This window comes from Pseudomonas sp. AAC (assembly GCF_000725445.1).
In the GTDB taxonomy this organism is placed as follows: domain Bacteria; phylum Pseudomonadota; class Gammaproteobacteria; order Pseudomonadales; family Pseudomonadaceae; genus Pseudomonas; species Pseudomonas citronellolis.
The window spans coordinates 1,307,199-1,323,121 of record NZ_KL647094.1 but is presented as its reverse complement, the minus strand read 5'-3'; the positions used below and the strand labels follow the sequence as shown (position 1 = coordinate 1,323,121).

The window sequence follows — 15,923 nt, the reverse complement described above, 5'->3', positions numbered from 1 at the left end:
GGTTGAGCGAAGCGATACCCATCGCCACGACCGCATGGGTTTCGCAAGCTCAACCCATCCTACTAAAAGCATCTCGGCGCAGTCGGCTACGACCGTGCGTCCCTGAAGAGTAGGGCGCATAACCGTTCGCGGTTATCCGCCGATACGCCGGGGCCACAGTCGATGCCAAGGTTGGCCCCGAAGGTGCCGGGGACCAGGGCCAGGCGGCGGATAACGCCGTAGGCGTTATGCGCCCTACGGTTGGCCAATGAAAAACGCCGCTTTCCCCGGGGGAAAGCGGCGTTTTTTTGTGGGCGCGGATCAGCCGATGGTGATTGGCGGCAGCGCCGGCAGTTCGATGTCCAGCTTCTGCTTCGGCGCCAGCACTTCGGCTTCGCCTTCCACCACCGCCTCGCCGTTCTGGTTGAGCACGCGGGTGCCGATGCGCACGCGGTTCTTCGGCAGTTTTTCCAGCACTTCCAGCTCCACGTCGAGCACGTCGCCGATCTTCACCGGGCGGGTGAAGCGCAGGCTCTGGCCCAGGTAGATGGTGCCCGGGCCGGGCAGGGTGGTGGCGATCGCCGCGCTGATCAGCGCGCCGCTGAGCATGCCGTGGGCGATGCGCTCCTTGAACAGGGTGGTGGCGGCGTAGTCGGCGTCCAGGTGGACCGGGTTGCGGTCGCCGGAGACTTCGGCGAAGAGCTGGATGTCGCGCTCGCCGACCGGGCGCTGGAAGCTGGCCTTCTGCCCGACTTCGAGCTCGGCGTAGGGAACGTTCTGCACCTGGGTCATGGCTTTTCCTCGTGGTTCGCGCCTTGGCCTGCGGAAAGGACTCCGTCCAGCCAGGCGATCAGGTTGCGGGTGACCTCGTCGCGATTGGTCTCGTTGAACAACTCGTGGCGGGCCTCGGGGTAGATCTGCGTCTGCACGTCGCGCAGCCCGGCGCGGCCCAGCGCCCCGGCCAGGTCGCGCAGGCGCCTGCCCTGGCTGACCGGGTCGCGTTCGCCGCCGATGATCAGCAGCGGCAGGGCCTTGTCGATGCGCGCCAGGTGCTGCACCGGGGTGATGTCCTCCAGGCCGCCGAGCAGGTCCAGCCACAGCTGGTTGCTGCAGCGGAAGCCGCACAGCGGGTCGCTGATGTACTTGTCCACCTCGCGGGTGTCGCGGCTGAGCCAGTCGAACTCGGTGCGGTTGGGCTTGAAGGCCTTGTTGAACGAGCCGAAGGAGAGGAACTCGATCAGCGCGCTGCGCCCCAGCGGGCCCTGGCGCCAGCGCTCGAAGCGGGCCACCAGGCGCGCGGCGCGGTACAGCGCTATCGGCTGGTAGTTGGAGCCGGAGAGCACCGCGCCTTGCAGCGTGGCGCTGTGCTGCAGCAGGTAGGCGGTGGCGATGTAGCTGCCCATGCTGTGGCCGAGCAGGACCACCGGCAGGCCGGGGTGCTGTTCGCGCGCGTGGCGGTTGAGGCTGAGCAGGTCGCCCACCACCTTGCCCCAGCCGCCCTGGTCGGCGTAGTGGCCCAGGTCGCCGTGCTCGGCGGTGCGGCCGTGGCCGCGCTGGTCGATGGCCAGCAGCGACCAGCCGGCGGCGTTCAGCGCCTCGCCCAGGCGAGCGTAGCGCCCGGCGTGCTCGGCCATGCCATGGGAGAGCATCACCACGCCCTTGGCTGCGTCTGCGGTCCAATGGTGGGTGTACAGCGGGGTCTGGTCGCTGGCGGTCAGCCAGTAGGCGGCGTACGGCATGGGCAATCCTTGTGCCGGCTCGGGGTGGCGGCATTCTAGCAGCGCCTGGCGCCGCGCAGCATCCCGCCGGCGGTGGCGCAAGATTCACGAAGTAAATGGGAACGGCCGAAGTATTTGCGCTGCACCGGGCAGCTGCTACTTTGCGACGGATGCCCCTGCGCCGGATGCCCGAGGGAGCCGGCCGGGAACAGCCTTGCAGGTAATAAAGAGGACAACAGCCAATGCAAGCGGAATTCTGGAACGACAAACGTCCCGCCGGCGTGCCCAGCCAGCTCGACCTGGGCGCCTACAAATCGGTGGTGGAAGTGTTCGAGCGCTCCTGCAAGCGCTTCGCCGACCGCCCGGTGTTCAGCAACATGGGCGTGACCCTCACCTACGCCGAGCTGGACCGCCTGTCCGCCGCCTTCGCCGCCTACCTGCAGCGCAACACCGACCTCAAGCCCGGCGAGCGCATCGCCGTGCAGATGCCCAACATCCTGCAATACCCCATCGCCGTGTTCGGCGCCCTGCGCGCCGGCCTGGTGGTGGTCAACACTAACCCGCTGTACACCGCCCGCGAGATGCGCCACCAGTTCAAGGACTCGGGCGCGCGGGCGCTGGTCTACGTCAACCTGTTCGGCAAGCTGGTGCAGGAAGTGCTGCCGGACACCGGCATCGAATACCTGATCGAGGCGCAGATGGGTGACCTGCAGCCGGCACTCAAGGGCCTGCTGGTCAACGCCGCGGTCAAGTACGTGAAGAAGATGGTCCCGGACTACCGGCTGCCCCAGGCGGTGCCCTTCAAGGAGGTGCTGCGCCAGGGCCGCGGCCATGCGCTGCAGCCGGTCAAGGTCGGCCTGGAGGACCTCGCCGTGCTGCAGTACACCGGCGGCACCACCGGCGTGGCCAAGGGCGCCATGCTCACCCACGGCAACCTGGTGGCGAACATGCTGCAGGTGGACGCCTGCCTGTCGCAGCACGGCCCCGACGGCCGCCCGCTGATGAACGAGGGCGGCGAGGTGATGATCGCGCCGCTGCCGCTGTACCACATCTATGCCTTCACCGCGAATTGCATGTGCATGATGCACAACGGCAACCACAACGTGCTGATCAGCAACCCGCGGGACATCCCCGGCTTCATCAAGGAGCTGAAGAAGTGGCGCTTCTCCTCGCTGCTGGGGCTGAACACCCTGTTCGTGGCGCTGATGGAGCACCCGGAGTTCAAGGACCTGGACTTCTCCAACCTCAAGGTCACCAACTCCGGCGGCACCGCGCTGGTCTCGGCCACCGCCGAGCGCTGGAAGGCCGCCACCGGCTGCACCGTGGTCGAGGGCTACGGCCTCACCGAGACCTCGCCGGTGGTCAGCACCAACCCCTACGGCGAGCTGGCGCGCCTGGGCACCGTGGGCATCCCGGTGCCGGGCACCGCGCTGAAGGTGATCGACGACGAGGGCAACGAGCAGCCCCTGGGCGAACGCGGCGAGCTGTGCGTGAAGGGCCCGCAGGTGATGAAGGGCTACTGGCAGCGCCCGGAGGCCACCGAGGAGGTGCTGGACGCCGAGGGCTGGCTGCGCACCGGCGACATCGCGGTGATCGACGAGGACGGTTTCGTGCGCATCGTCGACCGCAAGAAGGACCTGATCATCGTCTCCGGCTTCAACGTCTACCCCAACGAGATCGAGGACGTGGTCATGGCCCACCCGAAGGTGGCCAACTGCGCCGCGGTCGGGGTGCCGGACGAACGTTCCGGCGAGGCCGTCAAACTCTTCGTCGTGGCCCGTGAGCCGGGTCTGACGGTGGAGGAGCTGAAGGCCTACTGCAAGGAGAACTTCACCGGCTACAAGGTGCCCAAGCAGATCGTCCTCAAGGAGGCCCTGCCGATGACCCCGGTGGGCAAGATCCTGCGCCGCGAGCTGCGCGAAAGCGCCTGACCGCATCAGCCCTCGCAACCCTCCGAACGGAGGCTGGTCCGCCGACCCGCCTCCGTTTTTTTCGTCTCGCTTTCCCCGGCAGTGTCTTTGTCAGACAATCCAACAAGGCCGCAGCCCTTCTGGCACGGGCTTTTCCGACCGATGGGCGGGTTGTGACCGATTTACCTGCTCTTGGTCATTTTTATGACTGGGTAGGCTGTGTTTGGTGCTGGTCGGGTTTTGGCAAAGCTGTTAATCTCGGCCCGCTTTTCGCTCCCCGACCCGGGGAAAGCGGCACAAACACAACAAAGAACCGCATACGCGGTAAAGATAAGCTGTTGCTTAGGAGTGGGCTTCCATGATCGACAATTTCTGGAAGGACAAATACCCAGCAGGTATCGCTGCCGAGATCAATGCCGACCAGTACCCGAACATCCTCGCGGTGCTCAAGGAGTCCTGCCAACGCTTTGCCAACAAGCCTGCCTTCAGCAACCTTGGCAAGACCCTGACCTACGGCGAGCTGTACCGCCTCTCCGGTGATTTCGCCGCCTACCTGCAGAACGACACCGACCTGCAGCCGGGCGACCGCATCGCGGTGCAGCTGCCCAACGTCCTGCAATACCCCATCGTAGTGTTCGGCGCCATGCGCGCCGGCCTCATCGTGGTCAACACCAACCCGCTGTACACCGCGCGGGAGATGGAACACCAGTTCAACGACTCCGGCGCCAAGGCGCTGGTGTGCCTGGCCAACATGGCCCACCTGGCCGAGGAAGTGCTGCCGCGCACCGGCATCCGCCACGTGCTCATCACCGAGGTCGCCGACCTGCTGCCGCCGCTCAAGCGCCTGCTGGTCAACGCGGTGGTCAAGTACGTCAAGAAGATGGTCCCGGCCTACCACATCGGCAACGCCGTCAAGCTCAACGACGCCCTGGCCAAGGGGCGCGGCAAGAGCGTGCGCGAGTCCTCGCCGAAGAGCGACGACGTCGCCGTGCTGCAGTACACCGGCGGCACCACCGGGGTGGCCAAGGGCGCCATGCTGACGCACCGCAACCTGGTGGCCAACATGCTGCAGTGCAAGGCACTGATGGGCGCCAACCTCAACGAAGGCTGCGAGATCCTCATCGCGCCGCTGCCGCTGTACCACATCTACGCCTTCACCTTCCATTGCATGGCGATGATGCTCACCGGCAACCACAACATCCTGGTGACCAACCCGCGCGACCTGAACGCCTTCTCCAAGGAACTGGCGCAGTGGAAGTTCACCGGCTTCGTCGGCCTGAACACCCTGTTCGTCGGCCTGTGCAACAACGAGGCGTTCCGCAAGCTGGACTTCTCCAGCCTGAAGCTGACGCTCTCCGGCGGCATGGCCCTGCAACAGGCCGCGGCCGAGCGCTGGAAGGAAGTCACCGGCTGCTCCATCTGCGAAGGCTACGGCATGACCGAGACCAGCCCGGTGGTGTCGGTGAACCCGTTCCAGAACATCCAGATCGGCACCATCGGCATTCCGGTCCCGTCGACCCTGTGCAAGGTCGTCGACGACGCCGGCAACGAGCTGCCCCTGGGCGAGCGCGGCGAGCTGTGCGTCAAGGGCCCGCAGGTGATGAAGGGCTACTGGCAGCGCCAGGAGGCCACCGACGAGATCCTCGACAAGGACGGCTGGCTGCGCACCGGCGACGTGGCGATCATCCAGGAAGACGGCTACATGCGCATCGTCGACCGCAAGAAGGACATGATCCTGGTCAGCGGCTTCAACGTGTACCCCAACGAGCTGGAAGACGTCCTCGCCACCCTGCCGGGCGTGCTGCAGTGCGCCGCCATCGGCGTGCCGGACGAGCGCTCCGGCGAGGTGATCAAGGTGTTCGTGGTGCCGCGCCCGGGCGTGACCCTGACCAAGGAGCAGGTGGTCAAGCACATGCACGACAACCTGACCGGCTACAAGCGTCCGAAGTACGTGGAGTTCCGCGAGAGCCTGCCGACCACCAACGTCGGCAAGATCCTCCGTCGCGAATTGCGCGACCAGGAGCTAAAGAAGGCCCAGGCCTGAGCCGATAACAAGAAACCCGCCCCACGGCGGGTTTTTTGATGCCGTCGCCCCTGCCTCTGGAGGCTGCCACCGTGATTCCCTCCCTGCGCCTGCGCGCCAAGGTCCTGAGCCTGGCGCTGATTCCCATCCTGCTCCTTACCCTGGTGCTCTGCGCCGTGACCCTGGTGGCGCTGCAGCGGCTGTCCGGCCAGCAGGAAGAACAGATCCGCCAGAGCCTGATCGAAGACCGCCAGGTCCAGCTCAAGCAGTTCGTCGACGTCGCCCTGGCGGCGGTCGGCCCGCAGTACCAGGCCGCGGCCGAAGGCGATGCGGCGGCGCGCGAGGCCGGGGTGGCGCTGCTCAAGCGCCTGGCCTACGGCAACGGCGGCTACTTCTGGGGCTACGACACCCGCTCGGTGCGCGTCTTCCAGGGCACCAGCGAAGAGCGCATCGGCGAAGACTTCAGCAGCTTCCGCGACCCCAACGGCGTCTACGCCATCCGCGAGCTGGTGCGCGCCGGCCAGGACGACAGCCACTACGTGCACTACAGCTTCACCCGCCCGGGCAACAGCGCCGTCGTGCCGAAGATCGGCTACGCGCAGTACCTGCCGAAGTGGAACCTGGTGTTCGGCACCTCGCTGAACCTAGACGACATCGAGGAAGACGTGGCCAAGGCCCGCGAACAGCTGCACGGGCAGATCAACAGCCTGCTGACGCTGATGATCGGCTCGGCCCTGGCGCTGCTGGTGATCATCGCCCTGGTGGCGGTGCCTACCGGCAACGCCATCGTCCGCCCGCTGCTGCGGATCAAGGCCAACCTCGACGACATGGCCGCCGGCGACGGCAACCTGACCCACCGCCTGCCGGTGGAAAGCCGCGACGAACTGGGCGAGCTGGCGCAGTCGTTCAACCGCTTCGTCGAGAAGATCCACACCCTGGTGCAGCAGGTGGCCGGCACCACCGGGCAACTGTCCGGGCTGGTCGGCAACGTCGCCCAGCAGGCGCAGCGCTCGGAGCAGGCGATGGCCGGCCAGCGCAGCGAGACCGACCAGGTGGCCACGGCGATCAACGAGATGACCGCCGCTGCCCAGGAAGTGGCGCGCAGCGCCCAGCGCGCCGCCGATGCCGCCCGCGACACCGACCGCGAGGGCCAGGCGGCCAAGCGCGAGGTGGACCTGTGCGTGGCGCAGATCAACGACCTGGCCGGCGAGGTGAGCAGCAGCAGCGAGGCCCTGGACACCCTCAGCCAGGACGTGCGCGGCATCGTCGGCGTGCTGGAGGTGATCCGCTCCATCGCCGAGCAGACCAACCTGCTGGCGCTCAATGCCGCCATCGAGGCGGCGCGGGCCGGCGAGGCCGGGCGCGGCTTCGCGGTGGTCGCCGACGAAGTGCGCGCGCTGGCCAGCCGCACCCAGCAGAGCACCGGCGAGATCCAGCAGATGATCGACCGCCTGCAGGCCACCACCGCCGGTTCCGTGCAGGCCATGCAGCGCGCCAGCGAGATGGCCGGGCGCACCCGCAGCCAGGCCGACCAGGCCGGGCAGTCGCTGGACGCCATGGCCAACCTGATCGGCACCATCAACTCGATGAACGCGCAGATCGCCAGCGCTGCCGAGGAACAGACCGCGGTGGCCGAGGAGATCAACCGCAGCGTGCACCAGATCGCCGACGGCGTGGACCGGGTGGCCGAGGACGCCGTGCAGGGCGCGCGCACCGCCAGCGAGCTGAGCGGCCTGGGCGAGCGCCTGCGCCAGCTGGTCGGCCAGTTCCGCATCTGATTCGCGCCTGAAACCCCGCCGCCACGCACTGGGCGTGGCGACGCGGGGCGTTACTCTGCGACAATCCCGTCTTTGCCCCTTTCCGGAAGCGGCCGCCGCCAGGCGCGCGGCCGCCTTTCGCACAGACGCCAGCGCAGCCGATGACCGACGTAACGCCCAGCCCCGAACAGCTCCTGCAACGCCTCGACCACGCGTTGATCCGCGACCGCCACCGCCTGCGCCGGCAGTTCCACGAACTACGCAAGCACCCCGACGACGGCAAGCTGGCGCAGTGGGTCGAGCGCTTCCAGGCCTCCTGCGCCAAGGTCGAGGCGCGCCGCGCCAGCGTCCCGGCGATCCGCTACGACGACAGCCTGCCGATCGCCGCCAAGCGCGACGAGATCAAGGCCGCGCTGCTGAAGAGCCAGGTGGTGGTGATCGCCGGCGAGACCGGCTCGGGCAAGACCACCCAGCTGCCGAAGATCTGCCTGGAACTGGGTCGCGGCAGCCACGGCCTGATCGGCCACACCCAGCCGCGCCGCCTGGCCGCGCGCAGCGTCGCCACGCGGGTGGCCGAGGAGATCGGCACGCCGCTGGGCTCGCTGGTGGGCTACCAGGTGCGCTTCGAAGACCAGAGCGACGACAGCACCCTGGTCAAGCTGATGACCGACGGCATCCTGCTGGCCGAGACCCAGCACGACCGCTACCTGGAGCGCTACGACACCATCATCGTCGACGAGGCACACGAGCGCAGCCTGAACATCGACTTCCTGCTCGGCTTCCTCAAGACCCTGCTGCCGCGCCGGCCGGACCTGAAGCTGATCATCACCTCGGCGACCATCGACCTGGAGCGTTTCTCCAAGCACTTCGGTGACGCGCCTATCGTCGAAGTCTCCGGGCGCACCTACCCGGTGGAAACCTGGTACCGCCCGCTGGCCGCCGAAGTGGACGAGGACGGCGAGGCGCTGTTCGACGACCTTTCGGTGGACGAAGGTATCCTCCGCGCCCTGGACGAAATCGCCGCCCACGAGCGCGAAGTCGGCAAGCGCCCCGGCGACGTGCTGGTGTTCCTCCCCGGCGAGCGGGAAATCCGCGATGCAGCGGACATGCTGCGCAAGGCCAACCTGCGCCACACCGAAGTGCTGCCGCTGTACGCGCGGCTGACCCCGGCGGAGCAGCAGAAAATCTTCGCGCCCATGCCGGGGCGCAAGATAGTGCTGGCCACCAACGTCGCCGAGACCTCGCTGACGGTGCCGGGCATCCGCTACGTGATCGACAGCGGCACCGCGCGCATCAGCCGCTACAGCTACCGCGCCAAGGTCCAGCGGCTGCCCATCGAGGCCATCTCCCAGGCCAGCGCCAACCAGCGCAAGGGCCGCTGCGGGCGGGTCGAGCCGGGCATCTGCGTGCGCCTGTACAGCGAGGAGGACTTCAACGCGCGGCCGGCCTTCACCGACCCGGAAATCCTGCGTACCAACCTGGCGGCGGTGATCCTGCAGATGCTCCACCTGCGCCTGGGCGACATCGAGGCCTTCCCCTTCATCGAGCCGCCGGACGGCAAGGCGATCAAGGACGGCTTCACCCTGCTGCAGGAACTCTCGGCGGTGAACCGCGAGGGCCAACTGACCCCGCTGGGCCGCCAGCTGGCGCGCCTGCCGGTGGACCCGCGGCTGGGCCGCATGCTGCTGGAAGCGGCCCACCAGGGCAGCCTGAACGAAGTGCTGACGGTGGCCAGCGCGCTCTCCGTGCAGGACCCGCGCGAACGCCCGATCGAACGCCAGCAGGCCGCCGACCAGGCCCATGCGCAGTGGAAGGACCCGGATTCGGACTTCGCCGCGCTGATCAACCTCTGGCGCGGCTTCGAGGAACAGCGCCAGGCCCTGGGCTCCAACGCCCTGCGCGCCTGGTGCCGGAAGAACTTCCTGAATTACCTGCGCCTGCGCGAATGGCGCGATGCGCACCGCCAGCTCACCCTGATCTGCCGCGAACTCAAACTCCCCTTCGGCAAGCCGGAAGGCTCTCGTAGGAGCGAGGGGGGCGCCTCAGCCATTGCTCGCGAACAACCCAACGCTGAGAAGTCCCAAGCCGACAAAGGTGCAAAGAGCGTTCGCGAGCAAGCTCGCTCCTACAAGGAAGGTGAGCCGCCCAAGCGCGACATCGACTACGCCGCCGTGCACAAGGCCATCCTCTCCGGCCTGCTCAGCCAGATCGGCCAGAAGTCCGAGGACGGCGACTACCTGGGCGCGCGTCAGCGGCGTTTCTGGGTCCACCCCTCCAGCGTGATCGGGCGCAAGAAGCCGCAGTGGATCATGGCCGCCGAGCTGGTGGAGACCACCAAGCTGTTTGCGCGCATGGTGGCGAAGATCGAGCCGGACTGGCTGGAGCCCCTGGCCGGCCACCTGGTGAAGAAGAACCACCTGGAACCGCACTGGGAGAAGAAGCGCGGCCAGGTAGTGGCCTACGAGCAGGTGACCCTCTACGGGCTGATCGTCGTCGGCCGCCGCGCCGTGCACTACGGCCCCATCGACCCGCCGGTGGCTCGCGAGCTGTTCATCCGCGAGGCCCTGGTGCGCGGCGAGATCAACAGCCGCGCCAGATGCCTTGCCGCCAACCGCCAGTTGCTGGAGAAGCTCGACGAACTGGAGGCCAAGGCGCGCCGCCGCGACATCCTCGCCGACGAGGAAACCCTGTTCGCCTACTACGACGCGCGCCTGCCGGCGGACATCTACCAGACCGCCAGCTTCGAGAAGTGGTACGAGCGCGAGCACAAGCAGCAGCCCGACCTGCTGATCATGCGCGAGGAAGACGTGCTGGCCCGCGATGCCAGCGAAGTCACCGCCGGCCTCTATCCGGACCGCCTGCGCCTGGGCGAGCTGCAACTGCCGCTGAGCTACCACTTCGAACCGGGCCATCCGCGCGACGGCGTGACCCTGCGCGTGCCGGCGCCACTGCTGCCGCAACTGCCGGCCGAGCGCCTGGAATGGCTGGTGCCGGGCCTGCTGGAAGCCAAGTGCGTGGCCCTGGTGCGCAACCTGCCCAAGGCCATCCGCAAGAACTTCGTGCCGGTGCCGGACTTCGTCCGTGCCGCGCTGGGCAAGATGACCTTTGCCGAAGGCGCGCTGCCCGAGGCCCTGGGCCGCGAGCTGCAACGCATGACCGGCAGCCGCGTGGCCGAGGAAGCCTGGGCCGAGGCCGAAACCCAGGTGGAAAGCCACCTGCGCATGAACATCGAGGTGGTGGACGCCCGCGGCAAGTTCCTCGGCGAAGGCCGCGACCTTGCCGAACTCACCGCGCGCTTCGCCGAAGCCAGCCAGGCCGCCCTGGCCATTCCCCAGGCCGACAAGCCGCAGAAGCCGGTGGAAGCCAAGGGCTTCGCCGAAGTGGCGGAAAAGGCCCAGCAGAAGATCGCCGGGCTGTCGATGACGGTCTACCCGGCGCTGGTGGAAGAGGGCGGGGTGGTGAAGGAAAACCGCTTCCCCACCCAGGCCGAGGCCGAGTACCAGCACCGCCGCGCCCTGCAGCGCCTGCTGCTGCAGCAACTGGCCGAGCCGGCGAAGTTCCTCCGTGGCAAGCTGCCGGGGCAGACCGAGATGGGCCTGCTGTACCGCGAACTGGGCCGCGTCGAGGCGCTGGTGGAAGACATCCTCCTGGCCAGCCTGGACGCCTGCATCCTCGAAGGCGAGACCAGCCTGCCCCGCGATGGCGCGGCCCTGGCTTCGCTGGCGGAGAAAAAACGCGGCGCCTGGACCGAACACGCCGAACGCATCGCCCGCCTGGTGCTGGACATCCTCAAGCTCTGGCATGGCCTGCAGAAGCGCTTCAAGGGCAAGGTCGACCTGGCCATGACGGTGCCGCTCAACGACGTGAAGGGGCAGTTGGCCAACCTGGTCTACCCCGGCTTCGTCCGCGACACGCCGCTGGAATGGCTGAAGGAATACCCGCGCTACCTCAAGGCCGTGGAACAGCGCCTGGACAAGGTCGCCGGCCAGGTCCAGCGCGACCGCGTGTGGAGCGGCGAGATGGCCGGCTACTGGGACCAGTACAAGGCCCGCCAGGCCAAGCACGCCCAGGAAGGCAAGCGCGATCCGGAACTGCTGCTGTACCGCTGGATGCTGGAGGAATACCGCGTATCGCTGTTCGCCCAGCAACTGGGGACCAAGGTGCCGGTGTCGGACAAGCGGCTGAGCAAGCAGTGGAGCCAGGTGGAGGCCTGACGCCGGGCTGATCGTTTGGTAGGAGCGGACTCCGTCCGCGATGGGCCGAGCCTGCGCACAGAACATCGCGGATAAGCGAGCATGGCTTTTCGTAGGATGGTGTTGAGCGAAGCGATACCCATCACCGCCACCGCATGGGTTTCGCAAGCTCAACCCATCCTACGAAAAGCGCCTCGGCGCGGCCGGCAAGACAGTCGCCCCTGCAGGCGTACCGCTCAACCCCGCTCCGGAATCCCCAACCCCCGCTGCACCGCCGGCCGCGCCAGGAACGCCTCCAGCACCCGCTTCACATTGCCGAAGCGCTCGAACTGCACCAGATCACCCGCCTCGTAGAAACCCACCAGGTTGCGCACCCAGGGGAAGATGGCGATGTCGGCAATGCCGTACTCCTGCCCCATCACCCAGTCGCGGCCTTCCAGGCGCTGGTCGAGCACGCCGAGCAACCGCCGGGACTCCTCCACGTAGCGATTCAGCGGCCGCTTGTCCTCGATCTCGCGGCCGGCGAACTTATTGAAGAAGCCCAACTGGCCGAACATCGGGCCGATGCCGCCCATCTGGAACATCAACCACTGGATCGCCTCGTAGCGTCGCGCCGGGTCCTTGGGCAGCAGTTGGCCGGTCTTGTCGGCCAGATAGATGAGGATGGCGCCGGACTCGAACAGCGCCAGCGGCTGGCCGCCGGGGCCGTTGGGGTCGAGGATGGCGGGAATCTTGTTGTTCGGGTTCAGCGAGAGGAATTCCGGGCTGAACTGGTCGTTGCGCTCGAAACTGACCAGGTGCGGCTCGTAGGCCAGGCCGGTTTCCTCCAGCATGATCGAGACCTTCACCCCGTTGGGAGTGGGCAGCGAGTACAGCTGCAGGACGTCGGGACGGGTGGCGGGCCATTTGCGGGTGATCGGGAAGTCGGCGAGCGAAGGCATGGGAACTCCGGTCTGAAAGTCGAACGCCCAGCATACGCCGCCGATCGCGCAGGGGGGAGGTGTCAGCGGCGCCGCGAGCCGGTATGGTGCCGTCTCCGATCCACCGCTCAAGGACAGCGCCATGAGCCTGCAAGGCACCTATGACCCGCAGAACATCTTCGCCCAGATCATTCGCGGCGACGCCCCCTGCTACAAGCTGTACGAGGACGACGACGTGCTCGCCTTCCTCGACCTCTTCCCGCAGTCCCACGGCCATGCGCTGGTGGTGCCCAAGCGCAGCGCCGCGCGCAACATCCTCGAAGTCGACGCCGATGCGCTGTGCAAGGTGATGGGGGTGGTGCAGCGCCTGACCCGCGCGATAGTCGAGGAACTCAACCCCGACGGCGTGCAGGTGGCCCAGTTCAACGGTGCGCCCGCCGGGCAGACGGTGTTCCATATCCACGTGCACATAGTGCCGCGCTACGCCGGCCAGGGCCTGGGCATCCACGCCGCGCAGAAGGCCGACCCGGCCGAGCTGGAACAGCTGCAGGCGCGCCTGGTGCGACGCATCAACGGGTAAGCCGGGGAAGGGCGGGGCCGCGGCCCCGCCCGGGCGTCAACGCTGGGCCGGGAGGATGTCGAAGCCTTTGTTGGCGTCGCTGAGGATGCGGAACTGCGCGGTCTCGCCGGCGGCGAGGTCCACCAGCAGTTCGCGGCGCAGCAGGCCCTTGCTGCACAGGCCCTCGCCCTGTTCGTCGGCGCCGATGCCGACGATGTGCTGGCCGGGCGGCAGCTGGAAGCTGGCGGTCTCGCCCACGGCGATGCGCGCGGCCAACTGGCGGTCGATCTTGAAGGCGACCATGCAGCCGCCGCCGAGGAAGCCCAGGTCGCGCTCGACCTCGACCTTGGCGCCGCCCTGGGCTTCCTGCTGGAAGCCCAGCAAACGGTCGGCGGGCACCGGGCCGGTTTCCCTGGCCTGATAGGACGAGCAGCCGGCCAGGGCCAGCAGGGACAGCGAAGCGATCAATGCGCGCATGGGCGCCCTCCGTGGTTGGGGTTCCTCGAAGGCTAGCGCAGCATCGCCGAGGCTGCCGTGAATTCGCCGTGGCGGCGTTGGTCGCCCTGCTTGCACCGTCCGGCGGGCGACGACCGGCTGTGCTGCCGGGCGGGCGGACTGGCTAGACTCCATCCACGCGGATGGGCGGTCGTTTCGTCCAGCGCTCCGCCATGCCTGGCGGGGCCAGGGAAGGGTAGCCATGCACGACAAGGCCAAAGCCAATGCGCCGGGGGAGCCGGCAGCCAGCACCAGCGGACTGGACCTGGCCGACCAGCGCCTGCTGATGCGCCTGATCTTCTTCTGCACCGGACTGACCCTGGGGATCTTCTCGGTGCTCCAGTGCCTCAACGGCAACTACCTGCTGGCGGGCCTGGAGGCGCTGGTCTGCGCGCTGCTGCTGTGGGCCACCTCGCGCCTGGCGCGGGTGCGCGACCTGACGCCGTGGATCTACGCCTACCTGCTGCCCACCTTCTGCTTCCTGGTCTACATCATCATCATGCCGCAGGCCTCGGCCACGGCCTTCGTCTGGCTCTACCTGATGCCGGTGATGGCCTACCTGCTGCTGGGCGCCTGGCGCGGCTTCCTGCTCTCGGTGCCCTTCGTCGGCGTGGCCGCGCTGCTCTATCTGCGCCAGCACCCGCTGCGTCTGGACGCCCCGGGGATGATCGACCTGGGCAACGCCATCCTCTGCGGCCTGCTGATCATGGCCTTCGTGCACATCTACGAAACCCGCCGTGCCCAGGCCCAGCAGTTGCTGCGGCGCCTGGCGCTGAGCGACGCGCTGACCGGCGTGGCCAGCCGCGAGGCGTTCCAGCGCGCGGTGCTGCGTTGCCTGGAGGATTCCCACGGCAACGGCCAGCGCTGGGTGCTGGTGCTGCTGGACGTGGACCACTTCAAGGACGTCAACGACCGCTGGGGCCACGATGCCGGCGACAAGGCCCTGCAGTACCTCTGCGCCCGGCTGCGCCTGCACCTGCGTGCCGGCGACATGATCGGCCGCCTGGGCGGCGAGGAATTCGCCCTGCTGCTGCGCAACACCGTCCGCTTCGACGCCGCGCCGCTGGTGGAGCGCCTGCGCGCGGACCTGGCGGCCAACCCGCTGCTGTACCGCGGCCATGTCATCCCGCTGTCGGCCACCTTCGGCCTGGCCGAGTGGCCGGTGGACGGCGACGACGCCGAGGCCCTGTACCGTTGCTGCGACCACCGCCTGTACCGCGGCAAGGCCCAGGGGCGCAACCGCCTGGTCTGCAGCGACGGCTAGGCCGGCACCGGGCGCGGCGCCCAGGCCCGCTTCAGGCGCCGGCCCAGGCGCAGTTCCACCCATTCGTAGCTCAGCCAGGACAGCAGCAGGATAGCCGGCAGGCACAGCGCCAGCGTCTGGTACGGACCGAGGCCCAGGCGCTGGTGCAGCCAGTAGCTGGCCAGCCACAGCACGATCACGTGGACCAGGTACACCGAATAGCTCCAGTCGCCCAGCGCCTTGAGCGGGCGGCAGCCGGCGAACCATGGCTCCAGCGCCACGCAGGCGGCCACCAGCGCCGCGCTGGGCAGGCCCCAGGTCAGCGGGCGCCAGGGATGGTCGGCGGGGAAGTGCAGCAGCACCAGCAGCGCGCCCAGCGCCAGGGGCAGCGCCAGCGAGGCACGCAGGCGCAGCAGGCCGCGGCGGTACAGCTCGGCCAGCAGCAGGCCGAAGAGGAACTCGCAGACGATGGGGTTGCGGTAGAAATTGCTCAGCCACGGCGCCTTCGCCAGCACGCCGCTGACCAGCGCCAGCAGCGCGCCCACCAGCCAAGGGCGCCAGCGTTCGCCCACGGCGAAGGAGAGGGCGAACAGCAGGTAGAAGAGCATCTCGAAGTTCAGCGTCCAGCCCACCGGCAGTATCGGGTAGAAGCCGAAGCCGCCGGGGTTCTGGCTGGGCAGGAAGAGCAGCGACAGCAGCAGCTGCGGCAGGGCCACGCCGTAGACCGGCATCAGGTTGCCGAAGGCGTAGAGGATCAGCGCGGTGATGGCGGTGTACAGCCAGTAGGCCGGGGCGATGCGCGCCAGCCGCTGGGCCAGGAAGGTCAGGCCGGGCACCTGGCGCCCGGCGCAGGACAGCTGGATGACGAAACCGCTGAGGACGAAGAAGATGTCCACCCCGACCTGGCCGCGGGTGGACAGCAGGCGCCCGCCGAGGCTGTCGGCGCGAAAATCGAAGAACACCTGCATGAAGTGATGGAACACCACCAGCCAGGCGGCCAGGGCCCGCAGCGCCTGAAGGGAAACCAGCATCGCTACCTCTGTGCTTGCCAATGAAAAGGGGCGCCGGCGGGCGCCCCTTTCCTCGACAGCGGTTTTCCCGCCGGGGTTCAGCGCAGCTGCCCGGT

The 15,923-nt window shown here is 68.0% G+C and carries 11 protein-coding genes and 1 pseudogene; 7 read left to right on the top strand and 5 right to left on the bottom strand.

Translation table 11 applies throughout. The features are described from left to right. Positions 1-300 precede the first annotated feature (300 nt). Positions 301-771, bottom strand: a complete 471-nt coding sequence (locus tag FG99_RS05660; protein WP_009618521.1) for a MaoC family dehydratase — start codon at positions 769-771, stop codon at positions 301-303. Next, positions 768-1,718 (bottom strand): alpha/beta hydrolase, encoded by a 951-nt coding sequence (locus FG99_RS05655; RefSeq protein WP_043267843.1) that lies wholly within the window; start codon positions 1,716-1,718, stop codon positions 768-770. Before FG99_RS05655 ends, FG99_RS05660 begins: the two co-directional genes overlap by 4 nt. 221 nt (positions 1,719-1,939) lie before the next feature. Between FG99_RS05655 and fadD2 the strand changes: the two genes are divergently transcribed. From fadD2 to hrpA, 5 genes and pseudogenes are all read left to right on the top strand, one after another. Continuing rightward, entirely contained in the window at positions 1,940-3,628 is a 1,689-nt protein-coding gene (gene fadD2, locus FG99_RS05650; protein ID WP_043267841.1) for a long-chain-fatty-acid--CoA ligase FadD2, read from the top strand. A gap of 337 nt (positions 3,629-3,965) precedes the next feature. Further along, positions 3,966-5,651 carry a long-chain-fatty-acid--CoA ligase FadD1 gene (gene fadD1, locus FG99_RS05645; protein ID WP_043267840.1) on the top strand — a complete coding sequence of 562 codons (1,686 nt, stop codon included), beginning with the start codon at positions 3,966-3,968 and terminating at the stop codon, positions 5,649-5,651. A 38-nt stretch (positions 5,652-5,689) separates the two neighbouring features. Next, positions 5,690-6,502: pseudogene (locus tag FG99_RS33170) on the top strand (cache domain-containing protein); the annotation flags it as partial. Positions 6,503-6,652: 150 nt separating this feature from the next. Further along, the gene (locus tag FG99_RS33165; RefSeq protein WP_371263858.1) at positions 6,653-7,408 is read left to right on the top strand and encodes a methyl-accepting chemotaxis protein; all 756 of its coding nucleotides are present in this window, start codon (positions 6,653-6,655) and stop codon (positions 7,406-7,408) included. 140 nt (positions 7,409-7,548) lie between these two features. Beyond that, on the top strand, positions 7,549-11,601 hold the full coding sequence (gene hrpA, locus FG99_RS05635) for an ATP-dependent RNA helicase HrpA (protein ID WP_043267839.1): 4,053 nt from the start codon (positions 7,549-7,551) through the stop codon (positions 11,599-11,601). A gap of 215 nt (positions 11,602-11,816) precedes the next feature. On the opposite strand, the gene FG99_RS05630 is transcribed toward hrpA, so the two are convergent. Beyond that, complete coding sequence (locus FG99_RS05630; protein WP_043267836.1) at positions 11,817-12,521, bottom strand: glutathione S-transferase N-terminal domain-containing protein; 705 nt, start codon at positions 12,519-12,521, stop codon at positions 11,817-11,819. 121 nt (positions 12,522-12,642) lie between these two features. Here FG99_RS05630 and FG99_RS05625 point away from each other — a divergent pair, with 121 nt between their 5' ends. After that, positions 12,643-13,080 (top strand): HIT family protein, encoded by a 438-nt coding sequence (locus FG99_RS05625; RefSeq protein WP_043267824.1) that lies wholly within the window; start codon positions 12,643-12,645, stop codon positions 13,078-13,080. A gap of 36 nt (positions 13,081-13,116) precedes the next feature. On the opposite strand, the gene FG99_RS05620 is transcribed toward FG99_RS05625, so the two are convergent. Then, positions 13,117-13,536 carry a 3-isopropylmalate dehydratase gene (locus FG99_RS05620; RefSeq protein ID WP_043267823.1) on the bottom strand — a complete coding sequence of 140 codons (420 nt, stop codon included), beginning with the start codon at positions 13,534-13,536 and terminating at the stop codon, positions 13,117-13,119. Between the two features lie 220 nt (positions 13,537-13,756). Between FG99_RS05620 and FG99_RS05615 the strand changes: the two genes are divergently transcribed. Continuing rightward, positions 13,757-14,818, top strand: coding sequence for a GGDEF domain-containing protein (locus tag FG99_RS05615; RefSeq protein ID WP_043267819.1), 1,062 nt, complete (start codon positions 13,757-13,759; stop codon positions 14,816-14,818). On the opposite strand, the gene FG99_RS05610 is transcribed toward FG99_RS05615, so the two are convergent. Continuing rightward, a complete protein-coding gene (locus FG99_RS05610; RefSeq protein WP_043267818.1) occupies positions 14,815-15,828 on the bottom strand; it encodes an acyltransferase family protein in 1,014 nt (337 codons plus the stop codon). The two genes, FG99_RS05615 and FG99_RS05610, sit on opposite strands and share 4 nt — an antisense overlap. Positions 15,829-15,923 lie beyond the last annotated feature (95 nt).